Consider the following 21,376-nt stretch of genomic DNA (forward strand, 5'->3'; position numbering starts at 1 on the left):
GTGGATTACGTATAGACACAAATATCAATTGTGCCTTGTTTGTGTTGGTTTGTTTCTAAACAGCCGGCTCAAGTGCCTTTTTCCCATTTCAGTCCGAATACGCTGCAATCTACAACGAATTAGAGAAAAATCCATACTACCGCTCCTTATATTTTTTGTACCGTTCCATAAGTCTATTGGCTAATTTCGCGCCAACTAGCACACTTGTGTGATGAAATGCCTACTTTGGTGCTCAAATCAGTAATGATTTTTTTAGTTTGACACTCTTAAGCACCCAATAAATTCAATTAACACCTTCGGATTTTGGCTTTCCCTTTGACAAGGAGAGCTTAGTTAAAGGGTTGTCTCTTTGCAACCCAATCTCTGTGTTTTTCCATATGATGCTTTCCTCTTGACGAGTTCCGACTTTACAGTCGTTACCGGTATTTTTTTTTGGGATCTAGAATCAATGGATTAAACGTGAAACAAATCTTCCTCTTTACATCATGCCTCTTACTCTCCTTCACTTGTGTGGCGGAGCGGTTCTTCGTAACTCCAAACGGTGCTTCCAATGCATCAGGGAAGAGTTGGGCTGAAGCCACAAACATCCAGGTCGCTCTGGATCGCGCTACTGCTTCCGACGAAATCTGGACAAAGCGAGGCACTTATCAACTTAACGCAGCCAAGGGCCGTGCAGCAACCTTCGTAATTCGCCCCGGGGTGAAGCTATACGGTGGGTTCCTCGGTACAGAAGTTGATCTTTCACAACGGCAGGCAGGTGTCTTCTCTACCTTCTCTGGAGAAATGGGTGATCCCACGGCTAACGCCGACAACGCTTTCACCGTAGTAACCATGGAGTCCTCCATGAATCACAATTCCACACTTGATGGTTTCCTCATCACAGGCGGTACGAGCCGTAACTTTAAGGAAGGCCTTACTTCAGGCAGCTCAGGTGGCGGACTTTACATCAAGGCTGGTTCCACTCCTTCCAATCACCTGATCGTCAATTGCATTTTTACGGAAAATCGTGCTCACAACGGCGGTGCGGTACTGGTTGACTCTGGTCGCCCATCCTTCATCAACTGTAAGTTTAACCGTAATGCTGCCGACTTTAACGGTGGAGCTGTATACAATAAGGGGATGGCTTCCGTTGCCAGTCCAATCTTTCGGGACTGCATTTTTGAAGACAATAGCAGTAACTCCGGCGCAGGGATGACAAACAATGGCTCTAACGGTAGTGCAAGCCCACTGTTGATTGGTTGTGATTTTATCAACAATACTTCCTTGATGAATGGTGCCGCGATCTACAACATTAAGAACGACAACGGTGAAACCGAACCGGTTTTAGAGAACTGCTCTTTCGTCGGTAACGATTCTATTCTTGGAGACGACGTCTCCGGTAACGGAGTTACCCGTACCATCGCTGACAAAGCCCGCCAAAATGGTGGTGGTAACCTACGGCCAACTGTACGCCGGTAGGACCTAAGTACATTGATTCAAGATTCCCAATTAAAAAGGAGTAAGCCTACCCGGTTTACTCCTTTTTTTATTGACGAAAGTATCAGGGCTTAGCCCTTGATTTGCGTTGATCATCTAAGCCTGGCAGCATTTGCTTCCAGGATCAGGGTTGGAACTGGTGGTTACGAAAAGAGGTACGCATGGGGCCTGCTTCTTTATCCCTTCACGGCATCCTGCGACCGCGCCCCTCTAAAGACCTGCCTAAGATGTGGACGGACTCAGGTAGCTGAGACCTTATTCCTGAATACCGTTCTGCCTGCGAACGTTCTTTTTGAAGCTGGAAAAGAACTCCTTCAGGCTGTCAAATTCCCGTCGCCAGCTAAGGCCGGTACCAACCTGAAGCCTTCGGCCACCGGCAATATCTGGTTCCAGACGCTCATAACCCCTCAATTTGAGGGTTCTGGCATCATTGAGGTAATACTCGAGTACAAGGTTATTGCCCACAAAGGTGCCGGATGAGGTAGAACTTGCGAAGGCATCATTATTAAACACATTGAGATCATGGCGCAACGTGAGGCGATTATTAAAATCCTTGCTCACAGAGAATTCAAAAGCGGAACCTCTGGTGTTGGAGGTTGAATTACTTAGACTGGCGTTACGATAACTATTGTACGCAACATCAAAATCAAGCGTGGAGATGAAGGCTTCCTCCCCAAATGCGTCACGAACGAGGTCATTAAGTAATAAACTGACGTAGTTTGACAGCCACTCGCTGACGGTGTTAACTACTACGTCTGCACCGCTGAAGGAAAGGTCCGAAGGAAGGAACTGCCCCGCAACGATGAGACCGAAAACCTGACGGTTCAGTTCATTGGGGTCCAGGAGCAGAAGCCGTCGTTTATTGTTGGCGTAGCTTTCCAATTGGCCATCGAGGTTAGGGAATCCAATGTCGAAACTGATGTCGGGCTTGGTGAGAATGCCTGAGAGGCCCAGTGTCAGGTCGATGTCGGTGGCCCGACTTGCGTCGGTCGTTAGGGTATTGGAGACGTCGGTGACCAGGTACTCCTGAATGAAATTCAGGATCGGTGCTTTCAGGTTCTCATAATCAGCTTCAATGTCGATCAGGGCCTCAAATGGATCTCCAGTCCAGGTAACTGTTCCACCCGACCGAACGGAAAACTCCTTATTAATGATGTTGGCAAAGGTGAAAAGGTAGTTTCCTTTGGCAATGGTAAAGGTGCCGAACATTTCCAGATCACCGTCGCGGGGGATGAGTAAACGAAGGTTCCCGTTGCCCTGCCCCCGAAGAATATCTCCAACTTCTTCGTCAAAGATTATTTCCCCGATCGCTTCATCGGTTACGGTCAGTTCCATCTCCAGGCTGACTCCCGTAGGCACCTGAGCTGTTTCTGAGTCGTCTTCCTCCTGGTAAACCCCCCGGTTGACGAAGCGTACGTTATCGATCGGGCCTGCTTCCGAACCATAGTCTACGGGAATAGACAAGCGGGAATCGCTGCCCACGGTTGCCCTGACGTATATATCGGGTTGCCGGAAATTCCCCGTAAAGAATACTGCGCCACTTCCGATAGCAATGCCGTAGAAGTTGGGGTTTTGACCGGGAGCCAGATCAAGGGCAAGGAACCGGTTAGTATTGATCTGAGCTTTTAAGCCAAGGTTTTTCAAACGGTTGTGGGTGATGCCGCCACTTAAGGTGGCTCCGTTGCCATACCGATCAATCAGGCGGGTACCGGTCAGGTCGAACAGGCTGTTGTTGATTTTGACGATGCTCTGATAATAACGGTAGCGGGTCTGGAGGTAATCAATTGTAAAGGCACCGCCTAAAGGATTGATGTAGCCGCTGACGTCCAGCTCTTTTGGCGGACCGGCAACTTTCAGTTCAGCGTTGAACTGCCCCGTAATGTCCGATACGGATCCTCCTACCCAATACCTGGCAATATCAAGTGGATAGCCATTGATGTTTATACTTAGATCAAGGTAATTTTTTTGCTGTTTTGGTAGCGGGTCACTGTTTACCAGGTCGGCAAGGTTGTAAGTAGCTTCGGCAATTAGCTGGGAGGTGTCCCGGTTGAGGTTGAGGTAGGTAGTTAGTTTACTTTTAGGCGTTGGGGCAGAAGCATCAATGCGGAGGTAGCCGTAGTCGTCTCCGTTCATCAGGAAAGTATCGGACCGAACCTGGGCGCGTAGACCCTTTTGCCGGAAAACGTCTGCTACGGAAATATTTACGTCAATGTCTCCGCTGAAATTTAATTGTGGATAGTCCCAGATGGAATCGATCAGCGAAAGATCCATGTTGACAAGGTCCAGGTCCAGGCCTCTCTCCCCGAATTTGTTCAGCCGGATACTCCGACGGCCGCTCCGAAGTGCGAAGTTTTGGGTGTCAATATAATCAGGTCCGAAAACGATGTAATTGTTACTGCGAATATTCCAGCGCTGCTGAAATAGCTTCAGCTCAGACTCGTCAAACCGTAGTTCAAAATTCAGGCTGTCGGGAAGGCTTAACTCTCCGTCAAGTTCTATCTTCTCTAAAAGGATATTATCCTTATCTCCTCCGTAAGTAATGCCAAAGTCAATAAGGTCATTATCGATAAGGCTCAGGAGAGTGATCTTATTAAGGAGTGGGCGCTTGTTTACAATCGTTGAACCTACGGCAAAATCGAGGCCGCCTTCTCCACGGTCGCTGCTGGCTCTGAGGATGCAGTCGGTAAATTGAAAATCTTCAAAGTAGAGGTTGGGCGCGGTAAACTCAAGGTCAATGGAATCAACGAATCCATCATAGCTCCCCCGAAGGTTTACGTCTACCAAAGCGCCCAGTTTGGGTGTAATTAGTCGGTTTAAACCTCTGGAGTCAAGTATTTTAAGGTCAAAGCTGAAGCGGTTTGGCGCAGGAAACCGGCGGGGAGGCGCGATGTTTAACCTGCTGGCCCATTTAGGATAATAGTCGACCAGAAAACTAATCAGGCTGCTGGTTACCTCGTCGAGATCGAAGCGCCCGATGAGCTCTGCCTGGGCAATGTCACTTTCCAGCTTAACTACTTTTTGCCCCGCCTGGTTGAAATTGCTGTAGGCCAGCAGGCTGTCGATTTCGATCACCACGGTGTCAACCTTAACCTCAAAGCTGTCCAACTCGACCCGACCCTCCATTTCACTAAAATCGGTGCCGATGAGGTTAAGGTCAATATTACCGGAAAGCGCAATGGGCTTTTTGCTGAGATTGAGGCGGTACAAATCCAGTTCTCCCACCGAAGCGTCGAAGTCAAAGGTGGGGATGGAGTCCCGAAAGTCGAGTTCTCCGAGAAAGCTAAAGTCGATGTTGTCATCGGCAATGGTAAAACTTCCGTCGAAGAACCGGTCCTCCAGCCGGCCGTCAATTACGGCATTTTGGTAGGTATAATCCCTGAAGGTGAAATCCCTGATCGTAGCCTCCAGGTCTGCTTTCGCAGTATTGGCTTCCAGGCCGATGCCGTTATTAATGGTGCCATTGAGGCTGATGGTACCAAACTGTGGGTTGCCGAGCCAGGTGCCGAGGTTGAAGTCATCAAGGCTGAGGGCACCCCGGTAGGTAGCGGGGTTGTACTTATTGGCCGTCACCAGTTTCATATCGACGGTTGTTTGCCCGATATCCGTCTTCAGGTTACCGTTGAACACAAAATCGGTGAAAAAGCCGTCAAAGGTGCCATTGAAATTTAACCTGCCAAGCCGGTCGAAATTTTCCGGAGGGGTGAAGGCAGGGATAAGCCGGCGCAACGTATTCATGTTGGTCGTCAGCTGGCGAAGTTGAAGGTTAAGGGCTTCAGATCCCTTTTTCGTCAGATTACGGGAACTGAAACTTCCTTCCAGTCGGGTATAATTATCGAGGGCAAGTTTGATGTCTTTGCCACGCAGGTTGTTGACGCGGCTGCTGAAATGACCGCCGATGTTGATCTTTTGCCGGCGATTGTCCCGGAAAAACTGGTTGAAGCGCAGGTTACGGGCAAAGTAGAGAATGTCCCTCACGGCAACTTCACTATCCTTCACCCGTACGTTCAAACTAACCCGGTCGTTGAACTCCGACCAACTGCTCCAGCCTCCGGGGAAACTGAACCGCAGGCTGTCGGAGAGAGAACTCTCCGCCGTCTCCAGCTTAAGGTCGTACAACTGAAGCAGGGTAGGGGTGATCTTTAAGTCCTGGACACTTAGCCGGTCCAGGACGAAGCCTGACTTTTCTTCCAGGCTGAGGTGTTTTAGCTTTCCGGTAAAAATGGCTTTGTAGAAATCGACCTCCGTCAGTTCCATATCAATATTGCGGGTGCCGAGGCGCGCGAAATCCACCGCCGAAATGTCACTTTCGTCAATCGGTGCTTTTCGGAAGTTGTCCAGGTCAAATACACCATCAATAATCTCAATACTGTTGGCCAGGATATGCAGGTAGGTCTCGTTAGTATCGACGATGTTCTCGTCAAGCTCCCGTAGCAGGCTGTCCCTGAGGTCGGTGATGGGAGTTGGAGGAATGCTGGTCTGCTTTACGCGCGGGCTTCGTAATTCAGCACTGGCAATACGGATAATTTTGTTGGGGAGGTCGAGGTCGCTTATCCGGGCCACCGCTGATTGCAGGCTGACGTCAAAACGTTGCCCCCTGACGCTGTCGTTTTGTAGGAAGGAAATACGCTGAAGGTCAAGTCGGTTAAGCTTAAGGTTCAGCGGATTGGACTTCACGTCGGAAGGAGGGAACAACTTCTGGAGCGCAGTTTCGAGGTTGCTTTCCGGATCCCCGAGGTCACGTCGGATCTTAAATTGAGTGTCTGCTATCAGAATTGATTCGATGACAAGGCCGTTAAACAAGGCAAAATCGGCAGCAATGGTCTTACCATACAGCAGGGTGTCTCCGTACTTGTCCTCAATAAACAACCCCTCGATGGTCATTTCATCGAGCCAGGAGATGTGTACGTTGTCAACCGAAACCCGGGTTTCAAGCGTCCGTTCCAGGGAGGCGGTTACCTGCCTGGCCAACCAGTTTTGAACCGCAGGTAACTGCAGTATTAACACCAGCGCAACGAAGAGGAAGGTCAGACCGAGGAAGATTCTGCGCGCTAATTTCCAGGCTCGCCGCTTGGGGCGAGTTGGAGGTGGAGGCACATTATTTTCAACTTTTTGGCTCATTTCGGGGGGCGAAGATAAGGTTTGCAGAGACCTTATATACAAGAACGTTTTTTCCTGGAGGGTGGTTAATGCTGGCAGTGGGATTTAACCGGGGTTTAACGGGGGCAGAGTAGCTTCCTCCTGTTGCAGGGGTTACAGGGTGGAATTTGATGTTTTTCGACAAAAACTTTTCAAAACGAACGAAGTGAGCTGCCCGGTGCGGTAGCTGCAACCTGCGACAAGGAGCGAAGTGACTGGCCTGCAACGGGAGCGAAGCGACCCTGCAACGGGAGCGAAGCGACCCAGCAACGGGAGCGAAGCGACCCAGCAACGGGAGCAAAGCGACCCTGCACCGGGAGCGAAGCGACCCAGCAACTTCTTTAGGCGCGGCCGCAGGTGCAGGGAAGGGACTGAAGAAGCAGACAAAGCCACACCGGATTATCCTCAGATCGCCCAAAAGCGTACCTTGCACCTGCGTTCGCGCCCACCCCGATAGGACGCAGCGTAACTCAACTCACCTTAATAATACTTTTCCGCTTATGGTTCGTCTTTCCGTTAACCTCAACAAAGTAGCCCTCATCAGAAACAGCAGGGGGGCGGACTATCCAAGTTTGGTACAGGTTGCGATTGATTGTGAGCGGTTTGGCGCACAGGGGATTACCATTCACCCCCGACCCGACGAAAGGCATGCCCGCTACACCGATGTAGCAGCCCTTAAGGAAGTAACCACTACCGAGTTAAACATTGAAGGTTACCCTACAGAGAAATTTATGCAAGTGGTACTTGCACAGCGCCCGGACCAGGTAACGCTGGTACCGGATGAACCTGGTCAACTGACCAGTGATCACGGTTGGGATACCGTAGGGAAAGCAGAATTTCTTAAAAAAACCATCGGCCGACTCCGGGATGCAGGAATCCGAAGTTCCATTTTTGTTGATCCTGAAGAAAAAATGATAGAAGGGGCTAAAATGGTGGGAACTGACCGGATCGAGTTCTACACCGGACCGTTTGCCCACGACTACTCCAAGGATCGCGCCGCAGCAGTTGCTCCATTTACGAAAGCCTGTTTATTTGCCGCAGATGCAGGCTTAGGCATCAACGCCGGGCATGACCTCAATTTGGATAACCTAACCTTCTTCGCTGCACGAATGCCAGGTCTTCAGGAAGTTAGCATCGGGCATGCGTTGGTCTCCGACGCACTATACTACGGATTAGCCAACACCATTCAGATGTATCTGCGGTGCCTACACAACGCCGACACAATAGGTTAATTTAAAGGGTTGGACCGTTCTCCTGACTCAAACCCCGTTTTACCACTCGATGGTATATGTGTATCCGCCACCTGGTTGCGGCGGCTTACCGACGACTTTGCCACTGACCTTGCCGCTTGAGGCGGTATAAGAAATATTCACTTGCTGGATGTTACCGGCCTTTTTAGGCTTTTGCTTGGGCAGTTTAAAGTGGATGTTGATGTCCTGATGAATCCGCACCTTTTTTTTATTGTTTTGGGGGACGGTGAACCGGAGTAGCTTGACGACGCGCAGGGCTTCTTCGTCGCACCCATGACCGAGTCCTTTTTTCACCTTCACGTCGGTTACTTTTCCCCGGTAATCAAGACCATAGCGAATGAGTACGGTTCCCTCCACCTTAGCCTCCATTGCGGCCTTAGGGTACTTCAGGTGCTGCGCTACAAATTTTTTCATGGCCGCTAACCCACCAGGATAGACAGGTTTGGAGACGTGAGTGGGGCGATTTTTGGCCATGGAGCGAAGAAGTTAGTGAAGGAGCTATAATTGTTGCTAAGGTAGGGAAACCGTCTGCTAAACTCTCTTTGCAATGGTGAAACAGATCACTTAGTAGAATTACTGCTTCGTCAGCAGATAACCTTTAACCTTTTCCTTGCTCCCTTTTACCTTTTTTCTGCACCTGCGTCCGCGCCTTAAAAGAAGACGCCAGTTCTATATGGAAATGGAGTAGTCATGGCTTATATTGGACGCTCATCAAAAGCCGATCAGTGCAGATAAAGAAAAACGATAAAGAATACGACGCGGTGATCGTCGGTTCTGGAGCTGGAGGAGGAATGACGGCCAACCGTCTGGCCGCAGCCGGTCTTAACATTGCCATCATTGAAGCAGGCCCCTATTTTGACCCCGCTGACCCTAAACAAAAGACCCAACTCCGTTGGCCGTGGGAAAGCCCACGCCGTGGCGCAGGAACCCTACGCTCCTTTGGTGATTTTCACGCTGGATACGGAGGGTGGAACGTTGAGGGAGAGCCCTATTCCACCGTTGGAGATACCAAGTTTAGTTGGTGGCGAACCCGCGTGCTGGGCGGCCGGACCAACCACTGGGGCCGGATAAGCCTGCGGTTCGGACCGGACGATTTTCACCGTAAGGACCTGGATGGTCTGGGTGAGAACTGGCCCATAACTTATGATGAAGTCAAGCCCTACTACGATAAACTGGACAAGATGGTCGGTGTATTCGGAACCAACGAAGGCCTGCCAAACGACCCGGATGGGTTCTTTTTGCCACCACCTAAACCCCGCCTGCACGAACTGATGGCGGTGAAAGGAGCCACCAAGACCGGTATCCCGATGTACCCCGGGCGCCTGAGTATGGTGACCAAACGAATCAACAAGGATCGGGGCGTATGCTTCTATTGCGGGCAGTGTTCCCGAGCCTGTTCCGTGTACGCTGATTTCAGCGCCGGTACCGTACTGATCTTCCCCGCCATGAAAAATGGAAAAGAAGGTAAGGGCGGCCAGGTGGACCTGTACGTCAATTCCATGGCCCGGGAGGTCATAACTGACGGCAATGGTAAAGCGACCGCCGTAAGCTACATTAGTAAAGATGATCGGCGAGAGTACCAAATAAAGGGAAAAGTGATCGTGCTGGCGGCCTCCGCCTGTGAAACTTCCCGTCTTTTGATGAACTCCAAAGCCCCCGGCCATACCAACGGCCTTGGCAATAGCTCCGGCACCCTGGGGCGTTACTTGCACGATAGTACCGGAGCGGGAACCAGTGCTTTCATCCCCAGTCTGATGGACCGGGATCGGTATAATGAAGACGGTGTAGGTGGAATGCACGTTTACGCACCCTGGTGGGGCAAGAACAAAAAACTTGACTTTCCACGTGGCTATCACCTGGAAGTTTACGGTGGGATGGGCATGCCGAGCTACGGTTTCGGCGGTGGCCATAAGGACATCCAGAAGATGCTGGGGTATAAACCCGGCGGCTACGGTAACCCGCTGATGAAAGAGGTGAAAGCGCATTATGGCGCGGTGGTTGGCTTTGCCGGTCGTGGTGAAGCGGTGGCACTTTACGATAATTACTGTGAAATTGATCCTGGTAAGGTCGATCAGTGGGGAATTCCCACCCTCCGGTTCCATTATAAATGGAGCGACCACGAACGGTTACAGGCAAAGCATATGCACGAGTCTATCCGGGAGATACTTACCAACATGGGCGGGAAACTCTTCGACGATGAAATCCCGTCGTATGAAAAGGACCACGGGTTGCTGCCCCCCGGTGCAATCATCCACGAAGTAGGCACGGCACGCATGCACAATGATCCCAAAAAAGGGGTGACCAATAAGCACAGTGCATTGCACGAGGTACCCAACCTTTACCTGACCGACGCTTCGGTCTTTACCTCGCAGGCGGACAAAAATCCAACCTGGACCATCATGGCCCTAGCCATGCGGGCCGCCGACCACATCATTTCCGAACGCAAAAAAATGAACATCTGATGAATCGCAGAACAACCCTCAAAAACCTCCTGGCCGGAGCAGCGGGCGCTGCGCTGTTGGGCAATGCCACCAGTTGTGAATCTCCTGCGGTGGAGGCCGGAGCCGTGGCCGCAGAACCCGCAGGCTATGGCCTGCGCTTTCCGCACGAAATCAAGCATGATGCCCGAATTGCTGCGGATAACTTCTTTACCGACGCTGAAAAGACCGATCTGGGCATTCTGGCGGACATCATTGCCCCAGGGACGGAAACGGAACCTAAAGCAACGGATACCGGCGTTGTTGATTTCTTCGAATTCATGGCCCTTGACCTGCCGGATTATTACCAGGGCATTCTTCGGGGTGGCCTTGGCTGGCTGAACATCGAGGCAGGTCGGCGCTTCGAGCGATATTTTGCAGACCTCACGCCCGCAGAACGCATCGAGATTATTGACGACATTGCTTACCCGGAAGATGCAGAAGGCACGGAATTTGAAGCCGGAGCTGCCTTCTTTGACCGCGTTCGTTATTTGACGCTAACGGGCTACTTTACCAGTAAGGAAGGCATTAAAACACTCGACTACCAAGGTAATTCTCCCAATGTTTGGGACGGCGTCCCGCAGGAAGTCCTGGATAAGCACGACCTGGCTTACGATCCGAAATACCTGCCACTCTATGTAGACCAGAGTAAACGGGACATCCAGGCGGAGTGGGATGATGATATGAATTTGATCACTTAGACTTGCTTTAGGTCTTGATTCGTGTTTTTGGGTCAGATGTACTTCCGTAGAAGTACGGGGGAGTCCTTTTTTTAGCAAGAATGTACTTCCGTAGAAGTACGGGGAGACATTGTTTTTGGCTAGAATGTACTTCCGTAGAAGTACGGAAAGACCATCGGCTCTTTTTTATTGCGTTGTCTTTGGCATTAAACCGTTTTTGATCCATTTACTGTCTCTGATTTTCATCAGCGGGAGTTCAACGTATTTGTAGAGAAGAATGGAGACAAGCAGCGTCAAGCCCAGATACGATATGTATTTAATCAAAACGTTCAAGTACTTGACGGGGACGATTTCACTCCAGCCAATCCGGTGAACGATAAGCTCCAGAATAATGGTGTTATGTACTAAATATGCAGAATAAGACACGAGGCTGATTAAGGTGACGGCTTTATTCCTAAAGGTAAACCTATGGCGGAAACTGCCCGTGGCCAGAATAAAAATTCCCTTTGTAGCAAAAAAAGTGCGAAACACTACCAAACTATCAAATACCGTACTACCTTCGCGCCGGGCAGCGCACGGTCAGCTCCCCTTGAACTCCCCCAGGGCGGAAACGCAGCAAGGGTAGAGGGTTGTAGCGACCGGTGCGTCTGCCTATTTTTATGCCCATTATTGAGATTCTATGACCAGTCCCCTGCCCATTCATGGCGCGACTGGTGTCTTGAATCCTGCAGATGCAACAAGCAATAAAGATGACAAACGGAAATATTGACCTCGGCCTTTTAGTGCTCCGCCTGTGGTTTGGCCTTGAAATGGCTTTTGCCCACGGCCTGCCCAAGTTGATGAAAATCCTTGACGGGAACATGAGTTTTGGCGACCCGATCGGTATTGGTGTTGGGCCAAGTCTGGTCCTGGCTACTTTTGGTGAATTTGTTTGCGGCCTGCTGATTGCGGCGGGCTTCTTTACCCGGTTATCTTGCATCCCTTACATCATTACGATGCTGGTAGCGGCATTTATTGCCCACGCAGGCGACGGCTGGGGAAAAATGTCTTTTCCCCTTATGTACGCGGTGGCGGCTATCGTTTTGCTTATCACGGGTCCGGGTAAATACTCGTTGGATTACCGGATGTTTGTGTCTAAGACTGGGGTTTAGTAGGCGCGGCCGCAGGTGCAGGAAATGGCTTGAGGAGCAGTGTAAATGCCCGGTTATCTTCCGTAGCCAACCAATACCTTAATTAAGGACTTTCCCGACTGCCTTATAAAACAACCTCTGGCCATTACAAATGCCCGGAACCAGGTGTCCAGTGCTTTACTGCGGTTTCCCTGCCGACTCAACTGATGAGCAAGATGCAAGTGAAGGTGATGGATTCTTTTTTTGAGCAGTTTTTCGGGAACTCTCGATGCAACTCCCTCCAGAGCATAAGCCTGTTTCAACCGGTCCACCATTTTAGGTAGCACCTCCAGCGAATGGTAGGTCCTCGTACGGCTGGCATCATGCTCAACGTATATGACCGTCGCTGGCTCGCATTGAAAGAGTTCAGTTTTTGTCAGAGCCTCATTGAGCCAGACAAAATCGTCGAGGAGGAGGTCTTCTTCATTGAATGGCTGCTGGCGCAGCAGGTGAGTCTTAATGGCCAGTGGCAGGAGGTTGCCCGGGTTATCCCAATGCTGCATCAGGCTGTCCCGGTGGTTTTGGAAGGGTAGGGCAGGAATAGCCTTTTCTCCCCGAAGTAGCTTCATGTTTACCCTGAAAATACCGTATTCCTCTCCCCGGACTTGAATGGCCGAGCTTAAGGCAGCAAGGTGCTTCGGAAGAAAACGATCGTCGTCATCCAGAAAACAGCAGAAGGCTCCCCTGGCGTGTCGGACGCCGGTATTTCGTGCACCGTTCAGTTCTCTATTTTCCTGATGCACATACCTGATGCGCTCGTCTTTAAGGTAGGGGATACAGACCTGCCTGGTGTTATCCTCCGAGCCATCGTCTACAATGATTAACTCCCATTGCTCAAACACCTGCTCCTGCACACTAAGAATGGTTTCCGGCAGGAACCGGGCACGGTTGTAGGTAGGGATGATGACGGAGAAAGTGGGGTCCAAGTCTGTTCTGTTAATTGCTGCGGGGGATCGGGAGAGGTTTTACTAAGTTGTCTTTAACCAGTTTTTGAAGCCAGTTGGGAGCCAGGATGTACCATGGAGGCGTAACCATTCAGTCCTCCGGAAGCCAAGTAGTTGATAGGCCCGCAAAAAGGACTTACTGATCATGGGCTGCCCGAACAAGCTAGTGAGGTCTGTTGAATGAAAATATTTTCTGTAATTCTCGAACGCTAAAGATAAATCATGGGTGGCCAGAATGCGGATAGTGCTAAGTAGTGCTGCGCTAAAATAATTGCTGTTCTGTTCCCAATAGTCAGGCTGGTGGTGCTTTAGAAACTGGTTAACTTCGGCGAGCATATGTATTCTCCGCTGGTTACCAGCTACAGGACTATTCGTGCTAACTCTCCCCGGAGCATTATGTTGGTAATAATTAGTTTCTACAGCCAGCGTGACCAGATGAGGTACACCGGCTTTAAGTAGCTCGAAGTGGAGATAGGGGTCGGTGTTGTCGGGTAAAGCTTCGTTCCAGTTACCTACGGTGGCAAGAGATTCGCGGCGGTAAAGATTTGAGCAGGTGTAACCCGTTCGGTACTGGTAAACGAGCCCTTTCCAGAGGTCCGCTGTCGGCATATTGACCAGGATATTGCCGTCCGGGAAGAGAATTCGGTAAGGGCTGATGATCCAACCGGTGTCGGCCTTAATTACTGCAACCTGGTTCTTTATTTTTCCCGGCTCCAGAGCGTCATCGGCGTCCAGAAACTGAAGCCATTCCCCTTTACTCAGTTTGATGCCCCAGTTTCGGGCGGCACTGCAGCCCTGAATCGGACAATTACTTACCCTGATCTTTTCCGGATGCTCTAATGCTGCCGCTTCCATTATTTTCAGGGTACCATCGGAAGAATTATTGTCAACCAGAATGAGCTCGGTATCCTGATGGTCCTGTACAAGAGCGGATGCTATGGTACGTTTGATCGTACCGGCGGCATTATGGGCAGGAATGATAATGGATACCAGCAATGGGTATGGATTTTGATGGAGGCGGGCTATCGCACAGTCGGGTAATGCCACAAAGATACAGGCTAAAATTCCCGTTGCTGCCGTCTCGCGGCGAGAAGCACTTACCTTGTGATGGAATTAAACCTGCTCGAATTAAACGAGCGATTTACCAAGCCAGGATTCCTGATGCAATTATCAGTAGTAATAACAACTTTTAACCGGCCGGACCTGCTCAGAATTTGTCTGGATAGTCTTCGAATACAAACGGCAGAAAAAGAAGACTACGAGGTGATCGTAGTCGATAACGCAGGAGATGAGGCCTGTGCGGATCTGGTAGCTGCTTATCCCGCCCGATACGTACACGAACAGCGTACGGGGCATTCTCATGCCAGAAACCGTGGACTTCAGGAGGCTGCCAGCCCATGGGTGCTTTATTTTGACGACGATACCATTATCCCCCCGGATCTCATCCGGGACTTTCTCACTTACCTTCCTCGAGTGCCAGGCGCCGCCTTTGGCGGGCGATTTAACCATTGGTATCTCGACCCTCCGCCTGCCTGGCTGGTGCAACAGCAGGGCGTGGGGACCTTTCCCGGTCGTGCCGCTAAGTTTGGAATTTTGCCTGCTGATGAATACCTGATCGGTTGTTTTTTCGGCGTCAGGGTGGATACGGTACTTTCTTTGGGCGGCTTCGACCCTGAACTTGGAATGAAAGGTAAAGAGGTGGGTTGGGCGGATGAAACGGAGTTGCAGCATCGCCTGAGAATGAATGACCATCAGGTCTATTATGCGCCGGAGTTGGTTATTGAGCACCTCGTACAGCCCTGGAAGTGTACGTTCCGTGGCCAACTCAGATTCGCTTATTCACATGGCGTTGCAAGTCGGTTAGTAGAACCCAATGCTATTGGCTTCGGTATTCCTGAGTATCTGCTTGAAATTCTAAGGACTACCTTTATTGTTCTGCCAGTAACCCTGCTTCGCTGGGTATTCAAACATCGCGAATGGTATTGGCAAAATGTAGTACTTCGGGTTGCTTCTAAACTGGCTTTTGCCAGTGGCAGATTGCTGAATAATTGGAAGATTTACTCCGAAAAATGATCTCAATATGGTAATTTCAAGGCTACATTCCGGTTTAGGTAACCAAATGTTCCAGTATGCCTTCGCTCGTCGGATTCAGCTTCAACTGAACGTGAAATTACGTATCGATTTGTCCATACTTCTTGACTCCAGACCACCCGATGGATACATCAAAAGGGAGTACGACCTTGACATTTTTAAGCTGTCTCCAGCTTACCACTGTAACCCCACTAGTCTGCGAATACTCTATGCTCCGGGGAAATACCGCTGGAGTCAGGTCGTGCGAGATCTGGCTAGAAAAGGCTATCCCGTTTATATGGAAAAATCGTTTTCAGTAGACAACACTTTACTTGATAGTCCGCCTGACAACGTAATTTATCAGGGATATTGGCAAAGTGAACGTTACTTCTCGGAGGTTGCCAATACGATCAGGAAAGATTTCGCTTTTCAGCATTCAATACAACCTCAAAGTGAAAGTTTAGCCAGAGAAATCAGGAAAGAAGATTCAGTTTGTCTGAATATTCGCAGGAAGGATTACTTAGCGTCTCCTACGCATAACGTGACGGATGAAACTTACTACGAAAATTGCATTCAGCAGATGAGAGAGCGATTTTCAGGCGCTCGTTTTTTTCTCTTTTCAGACGACCTTGTCTGGTGCCGTGAGTTCTTTGCAGATTTTCATGACGTAGTAATTGTTGGCCACGATCACGCTGGGCCAAAGTTCGGAAATTACCTCCAACTCATGGCGCAATGCCATCATTACATTATCCCCAACAGTACTTTCGCCTGGTGGGCAGCCTGGCTGGGCGAACGAACGGGGTCAGTTATCATGGCCCCGGAGCGTTGGTTCGGGACGGATGAATTCGACTACAGAGATGTGGTGCCGGAACGTTGGTTGAAGGTGCCAAATTAGTATTACCGCAAAATAACCACCTTTCCCATTTCACGGGCAAAGAACTGGTCGGTACCAGTATCGTACTTTTCCAGGGTGGAACCACTGCTATCAGAAGTGATGACCCGGTAGAGGTAAACGCCATTGGCCAGCAGATCGCCGTACTCATCCGTACCGTCCCAGGCAAAATCCGTCTGGTGCGTACCAATACGCAATTCTTCGTGGGCCAACAGGTCAATGTCCCGAACCACCCGGCCTGAAATGGTCATGATCTGGATACGGAAAACCTCGGGTATTTCATTTCCCGTCAGGGTATAAACGAACCGGGTTTGTGTCGTAAACGGATTTGGGTAAGTAAGGACATTGGCCACCATTTGCTCGTTGATAACCTCAAATTCCTGACGGAAATCTATGCGGCCGGCTGCATTGCTGGTACGATCGCGGCCCCTTACTTCAAGGGCGTACGTGCCGTTGGTAGAAAGGGTCGGGCGGAAGAATATTTCCGCCGTATTCTCTGAAGTAGTAGCGGGGAGGAACTCAATTCTGGAGTCGGAAAAGGACAACCGTTCCCGGCTTCCGTCCGGAGCGGAGAGTTCAAGGAAATAAGCAGCCGTATCGTTAAGTGCCAGGTACCTGTTTTCGTCCCGAAGCTGTACGTGAATTTCGGGTTTCCCACTTACCAGGTCTCCGTCATTGATTCGCCGCCCATCAAAGAAAACGGACAAACTGGGGGCAATGATATCTTCACCAACCTTAAACACGGAAGTGAGAATGTTATTAAACAGGACGAATTCCGGTTGGTCCTGGTCCGGGTTCAAGGTGACATTGAAGCGATGTGGGCCGATGAAAGCCTCCGTTGGTACATCGAAACTAAACTGGTCCGTTGCGCCCGCGGGTAGGGGAGGCCGACGCTTTAAGTAAGTGGTCGTTTCGTTTCGGTCATTGACCACTTCCAGTTCGATCAAAATGCTGTCCATCCCGATCCTGGAGATGTTCTCGTAGCCGGCGGCAATGGCGAGGGTCTGGCCCTGATCTATGGAGTCCGGTACGTTATAGGCGATCTGGGGGTTGATGGCCGCGTCACCCGGAGCTTCGTGGTCGAAATAAACATACTCTACGGTGGGGGTGGTTCTACCGTCTTCATCGTAGAAATTGAACTCGGCCCAGAGGAAGGGAAACTCTTCAGCGCTGACGGAGTTCAGCGGGAGGGAGAGCGCTCTGGAAGCTTGGAAATCAAATTCCTGGGCCAGAATCTCCGTTTCCACCCCTGCCGAAGAAAGTGCCATTATGCGGACCCCGACACTATCCTGATCGGTCAGGTTTAAAGAAGAAAGCCCAAGGTTGACTTTCTTCCAGCTCAAGGCCGGGCCTGCTTTTGCAGAAGTCCACTTCCCTTCCGGCCAATTACTTAGCAGGCTGGCTTCCATGGCGATGGTGTCGTTAAGACTTTCTGCCATTATTTCAGTAATTGGACCCATCCCTTTTTGATAGGTAAACGCGTAGGGAACGGAGCCTACTTCGGTCATGCGCCGGGTCAACAGGGCTCCTTCCTGCTCCAGTACGTTGAAGATGGTGTTGCCAAGATTTGTCGAGTCGGTCTCCCAATCAGCGTTGTAGTAATCACTAAGGTTCCGCTGAACAGTGTAGATCAGAACATACTTCCCCGGTTCAATTCCTTCGGTCAGAAATTGGATCAACCCCGCCCTTTCTGCGGGGCGCCGGGTGTCAAAATCCCAGGAGCTCCCACTGAATGGCCTGGTACCGTATTCCCCATTTCCCGGGTTACCGTACCAATTTCGGTTGTTGGTACTATCAATGACCAGCACCTGAATACCGGTAGATATCCTCCATCTGAAGGGAGAAAAGAAGATTTGCCCATCAAATTCAAAGCGAGGCATGGTGCTGTTCTGATAAGGAGCGTTGAAAATTTTAATGTCCGTAATACTTCGGGATGATCCCCAGCCAAGCTCAGTAGTATCCGCAAATACGTTTTCAAAGGCCCCGTCAACGGTCTGTCCTGGGTCCTGAAGGGCCCAACTAATCTCATTGTCTGGCTGATCAGCTAACCAGGTAAAGGAGCTTTCGCTCCACAGGAATCCCGCGCCCTCAGTGAAGGAACTATCGGGGCTGATTCGCCAGTAGTACGTCGTACTGTCAACGGGTTGAAAGCCTGGAGAATACCGAATGATGCCTCCTGGCCGGTTGATCGTTTCATTGCTTAGTAAATTACGGAACCGGCGGTCGCTGGCCACCTGGATTATATAGTCCCGGTCAGGAGCAAGGGCATTGGTGGTTGAGGCCACAAATTCCAGGGCTCCGCCAATAACTCCGTATTGTGGAGGGAAGGCCGCTTTGGCAGTATTGGCAATAATTGTAAGCGGCACTCCTGCCTGACCACCAATAACCAGTTCATTGTTTGATTTGGCGGCGGGTAGTGGAGCTTCCACTATTTCATTCTCGGGGTCAATACTGATGAGGATTCGGTTTTGCCCAACGGCAGAAAAACCTATGTTTGGCAACTCTAATTCAAAGGCTTCCCGATAATCCGGAGCTGCCACCCGGTGGGTGGCCAGCTCAACGACTTCACCGGAAGGAAGCTGTTGCCTAAATCGAAGCGTGACACTTTCCTGGTCGGGCTTTAGCCCGAGATTAACGAGTTCCAGACTAATGGTGTAATTCGGGTTCTGAGCAGGAACAACTTCTGGTTCGAAAGAAATGGTTGCCGCATCAACTATCAGATCCGTGCCGGGGCGTGGGTGCATCCGGTAGGCCGGGTCGCCACTGAGCGCGAATTGCTCGAGCAGGATGCCCAGGGTGAAGTTGGAAGTACCGGCAAATTCTGCAATGGTAGTTCGCATGGCATCTCCAATACCTTCTCCATAGTTGACATTACCCATGCTTTCATACAGGATATTTCCCCAATTGCCGAGTGCTGAGATGTAGCCTACTCCTTTGGAGGCCGCAAAAGCAATGGCGCCCTTGTCCCGTAGGAAAATGAAGCGTTCACTAATGCTCCGTGCTTCGGTAAAGGCGTCACCGCTGTAACAGCCCAGGCTCATCATGTAAGGATACTTACCGAAATTGAAGTAGTTGTCCGGATCATCGATGCTGAAGTCAAAGGTTTGGCTGCTGGAGTGCCCGAAGAAGGTGATGATGGAGGTACCATTGTTGATGCGATCGAAAATGGCCTGCTGGCGACTGTCTTCAATGGGTTCACTGCTTGATTTGTAGAAAGAAACAACATTAGCGCCCATCTCTGAAATTCGGATCGAGTCTTCCATTCGCTGCAATCGGCTTCTTATGCTGGACTGCTCTCCCGGAGAAACACCGCCACCGAGATGCATGATCTGTTTCATCCATTCCCGGTCGGCAATCGTCTGATCACCCTGCTCAATCTGCCCTTCAACGTCACGTAATTTTTTCAGGTACAACTCAACCTCCCCCTCGTTGATGGCCGCAAGGCGGCCAACGGAATAGTTAGGGATGACGCTGCCGAGATCGGCCGCCATCAGGTTGTCAGAAGCAGGGAAACCGAAGGAAGGAATGAAAAAAGTTTCCTTCGCTCGAACCAGCTGTGCTGGTGTCCGGATGTCCGGATATTCCCGTCCTTTTCCGATCAGGAACAGGTACTGAAGCTTGGGTATGGCCAACTTCGCCGCACTGAGATAGTTCCGGATCGCCATTGGATGGCGGCCCAACCCGTAAGCGTACTCGTCGTAAAGGTCTTCCACATCTACAGTGTGTACAACGTAGCTTCCCCCGGTTACCGACCGACGGTAGTCGGCCAGCTCATTAACTGCCTGACCGTTGAGGCGGCGGCTGGTGATGATCAGGTAGTTGGTGTTGATGTCTGTTGGGAGGTTCGAAGAAAATCGCAGGCCGGAGGATGCCGGTGCCGTCATGAAATTTTCGCCCGGAACTAACCGCCAGGTCAGGTCTTCCCCCGAAGCCGGGAATTCAAGCGTAGCTTCCCCCGCCATGTTGATGCTCGCTGAAACAAGATCGCCGGTAGCGGGCGCATAGCTCTTAATCTCCCCACTTGCACCTGCGTCCGCGCCCAAACCAGTGAACACTATCCGGGTGGCCGTCCGGGAAGAGGGTATGATGAAGCTGTTCAGCCCTTCGTCCCAAGCGGTAGAGGCAGAATAAGTAGCTTTGGCCCAGGCAATGTTTGGCTTGTCGCGGGAGCCTCGCGTACCTTCAATATTAATTTCAGTAGATTCTCCTGAAGGCGTGAAATTTACCCTGTGTTGCTGCACACTCCAACTGGACTGGGTGACGGTCTTTAGCAGATTGCCGTCAGCTCTAATTTCAACGATGTGGCCATCAAAGGCGGTGCCAAAACGGACATCCAGTACCGCTTCCGCATTAATGGAGCCGGCCAGAGACAGGGGGAAAACATTGTCCCGCCGGCCGTCGGGGGATAAGAGGTCATTCGTGTTTCTACTCCCAAATCCTTCGGCTTTATCGTAATGAGAGTAATAAATACTTGAACCCGCACTACGAAAGAAACTCTTACTCATGTGGTCACCGAAAACCTGCTCACTGGTCCGCAGGATAATATCCCGATCAACGATCTGTCCCACAATTGGCCGCGCCTCATAATTCTGGCCATCGGCTCCACGGCTCAGGTAGTAGGCCGAGGTATCCGTATGCATGCTGTATTGGTCATTGAGCTGGTCCGCATCCGGATCTGGGAAAAAGTGACGGTCCATTTCTCCGCGGTTGCGCTCCCCGTAAAAAACAATGCCTTCCGTTGTCTCCTCCAGAGGGACAACCTGCCCTTTGTGATACAGTACCCAATCTCCCGATCCGAATGGCCCGGCTGCCGCAATCTCCGCAGGAGAAATCCGGTACATACCATCCTGCGCTACCTTAACTACCAGGTAGTTACGATCATAATCAATCCATTCATTACCATAACTCACCGATCCGTCGGGGTTAGGCATTTGCGCGAAGAGGAAAGCAGAAAAGAAAGCAATGCACAGGGTAAGTAAGATTCGAAACATCTGATAGTTTGTTGGGCGGGGATGTACTGGTACAAAGATAACGGTATTGTCTGTGCTTCGTTGTGTCTTCGAGGAGTCAATTAGTCCAACAGTCAGATAGTCAAGGAGTCAAAGCGTCACTGTGATAAACGCAGACGACTCTCTGACTATTTAACTTTCTGACTTCCTGGGGCGGGGCCGCAGGTGCAGAGTAAGGTTTGAACGCAGGGAACACCCCCGCTTTATGTTTGTCGTCCAAGGCAATACTCGCTGTAGCAAAAGGATTTCTGACGGTTTGTGGTGAAACATACC

The 21,376-nt window shown here is 50.6% G+C and carries 13 protein-coding genes and 1 other RNA gene; 8 read left to right on the forward strand and 6 right to left on the reverse strand.

Annotated elements, in window-relative coordinates:
- Positions 1-459: 459 nt before the first annotated feature.
- Positions 460-1,458, forward strand: coding sequence for a hypothetical protein (locus B036_RS0122750; RefSeq protein WP_044103550.1), 999 nt, complete (start codon positions 460-462; stop codon positions 1,456-1,458).
- Between the two features lie 273 nt (positions 1,459-1,731).
- On the opposite strand, the gene B036_RS0122755 is transcribed toward B036_RS0122750, so the two are convergent.
- Entirely contained in the window at positions 1,732-6,594 is a 4,863-nt protein-coding gene (locus B036_RS0122755; protein ID WP_020571056.1) for a translocation/assembly module TamB domain-containing protein, read from the reverse strand.
- Between the two features lie 518 nt (positions 6,595-7,112).
- On the opposite strand from B036_RS0122755, the gene B036_RS0122760 reads away from it, so the two are divergent.
- Complete coding sequence (locus B036_RS0122760; protein WP_020571057.1) at positions 7,113-7,844, forward strand: pyridoxine 5'-phosphate synthase; 732 nt, start codon at positions 7,113-7,115, stop codon at positions 7,842-7,844.
- Positions 7,845-7,883: 39 nt separating this feature from the next.
- On the opposite strand, the gene B036_RS0122765 is transcribed toward B036_RS0122760, so the two are convergent.
- Entirely contained in the window at positions 7,884-8,336 is a 453-nt protein-coding gene (locus B036_RS0122765) for an energy transducer TonB (protein ID WP_020571058.1), read from the reverse strand.
- A gap of 251 nt (positions 8,337-8,587) precedes the next feature.
- On the opposite strand from B036_RS0122765, the gene B036_RS0122770 reads away from it, so the two are divergent.
- The gene (locus B036_RS0122770) at positions 8,588-10,324 is read left to right on the forward strand and encodes a GMC family oxidoreductase (RefSeq protein ID WP_020571059.1); all 1,737 of its coding nucleotides are present in this window, start codon (positions 8,588-8,590) and stop codon (positions 10,322-10,324) included.
- Positions 10,324-11,040, forward strand: coding sequence for a gluconate 2-dehydrogenase subunit 3 family protein (locus B036_RS0122775; RefSeq protein ID WP_020571060.1), 717 nt, complete (start codon positions 10,324-10,326; stop codon positions 11,038-11,040). The genes B036_RS0122770 and B036_RS0122775 overlap by 1 nt, the downstream gene beginning before the upstream one ends.
- 165 nt (positions 11,041-11,205) lie before the next feature.
- On the opposite strand, the gene B036_RS33760 is transcribed toward B036_RS0122775, so the two are convergent.
- Positions 11,206-11,445 carry an acyltransferase family protein gene (locus tag B036_RS33760; protein ID WP_157472329.1) on the reverse strand — a complete coding sequence of 80 codons (240 nt, stop codon included), beginning with the start codon at positions 11,443-11,445 and terminating at the stop codon, positions 11,206-11,208.
- Between the two features lie 137 nt (positions 11,446-11,582).
- On the opposite strand from B036_RS33760, the gene ffs reads away from it, so the two are divergent.
- Together ffs and B036_RS0122785 are read left to right on the forward strand one after the other, a co-directional pair.
- Positions 11,583-11,678: signal recognition particle sRNA small type (gene ffs, locus B036_RS33035), an RNA gene on the forward strand.
- Between the two features lie 72 nt (positions 11,679-11,750).
- On the forward strand, positions 11,751-12,170 hold the full coding sequence (locus B036_RS0122785; protein ID WP_026232265.1) for a DoxX family protein: 420 nt from the start codon (positions 11,751-11,753) through the stop codon (positions 12,168-12,170).
- A 53-nt stretch (positions 12,171-12,223) separates the two neighbouring features.
- Here B036_RS0122785 and B036_RS32525 read toward each other — a convergent pair whose 3' ends face one another.
- A complete protein-coding gene (locus B036_RS32525; protein ID WP_020571063.1) occupies positions 12,224-13,114 on the reverse strand; it encodes a glycosyltransferase family 2 protein in 891 nt (296 codons plus the stop codon).
- 42 nt (positions 13,115-13,156) lie between these two features.
- Positions 13,157-14,128: a glycosyltransferase family 2 protein gene (locus B036_RS32530; RefSeq protein ID WP_020571064.1), complete on the reverse strand. Its 972-nt coding sequence runs from the start codon at positions 14,126-14,128 to the stop codon at positions 13,157-13,159.
- Positions 14,129-14,239: 111 nt separating this feature from the next.
- Here B036_RS32530 and B036_RS0122800 point away from each other — a divergent pair, with 111 nt between their 5' ends.
- Together B036_RS0122800 and B036_RS32535 are read left to right on the forward strand one after the other, a co-directional pair.
- Positions 14,240-15,205 carry a glycosyltransferase family 2 protein gene (locus B036_RS0122800; RefSeq protein ID WP_020571065.1) on the forward strand — a complete coding sequence of 322 codons (966 nt, stop codon included), beginning with the start codon at positions 14,240-14,242 and terminating at the stop codon, positions 15,203-15,205.
- A 46-nt stretch (positions 15,206-15,251) separates the two neighbouring features.
- Entirely contained in the window at positions 15,252-16,097 is an 846-nt protein-coding gene (locus tag B036_RS32535) for an alpha-1,2-fucosyltransferase (RefSeq protein WP_026232266.1), read from the forward strand.
- A gap of 2 nt (positions 16,098-16,099) precedes the next feature.
- On the opposite strand, the gene porU2 is transcribed toward B036_RS32535, so the two are convergent.
- Positions 16,100-21,085 (reverse strand): putative type IX secretion system sortase PorU2, encoded by a 4,986-nt coding sequence (gene porU2, locus B036_RS0122810; RefSeq protein ID WP_020571067.1) that lies wholly within the window; start codon positions 21,083-21,085, stop codon positions 16,100-16,102.
- Positions 21,086-21,376 lie beyond the last annotated feature (291 nt).

The sequence above is a fragment of the Neolewinella persica DSM 23188 genome (assembly GCF_000373105.1).
Lineage (GTDB): Bacteria > Bacteroidota > Bacteroidia > Chitinophagales > Saprospiraceae > Neolewinella > Neolewinella persica.

Bases quoted from the DNA above. Each gene is read 5' to 3' on its own strand.
- B036_RS0122800 (WP_020571065.1), top strand. From the start codon at position 14,240: ATGGAATTAAACCTGCTCGAATTAAACGAGCGATTTACCAAGCCAGGA.
- B036_RS0122755 (WP_020571056.1), bottom strand. From the start codon at position 6,594: ATGAGCCAAAAAGTTGAAAATAATGTGCCTCCACCTCCAACTCGCCCC.
- B036_RS0122785 (WP_026232265.1), top strand. From the start codon at position 11,751: ATGCAACAAGCAATAAAGATGACAAACGGAAATATTGACCTCGGCCTT.
- B036_RS32535 (WP_026232266.1), top strand. From the start codon at position 15,252: ATGTTCCAGTATGCCTTCGCTCGTCGGATTCAGCTTCAACTGAACGTG.
- B036_RS0122765 (WP_020571058.1), bottom strand. From the start codon at position 8,336: ATGGCCAAAAATCGCCCCACTCACGTCTCCAAACCTGTCTATCCTGGT.
- B036_RS0122775 (WP_020571060.1), top strand. From the start codon at position 10,324: ATGAATCGCAGAACAACCCTCAAAAACCTCCTGGCCGGAGCAGCGGGC.
- porU2 (WP_020571067.1), bottom strand. From the start codon at position 21,085: ATGTTTCGAATCTTACTTACCCTGTGCATTGCTTTCTTTTCTGCTTTC.
- B036_RS0122760 (WP_020571057.1), top strand. From the start codon at position 7,113: ATGGTTCGTCTTTCCGTTAACCTCAACAAAGTAGCCCTCATCAGAAAC.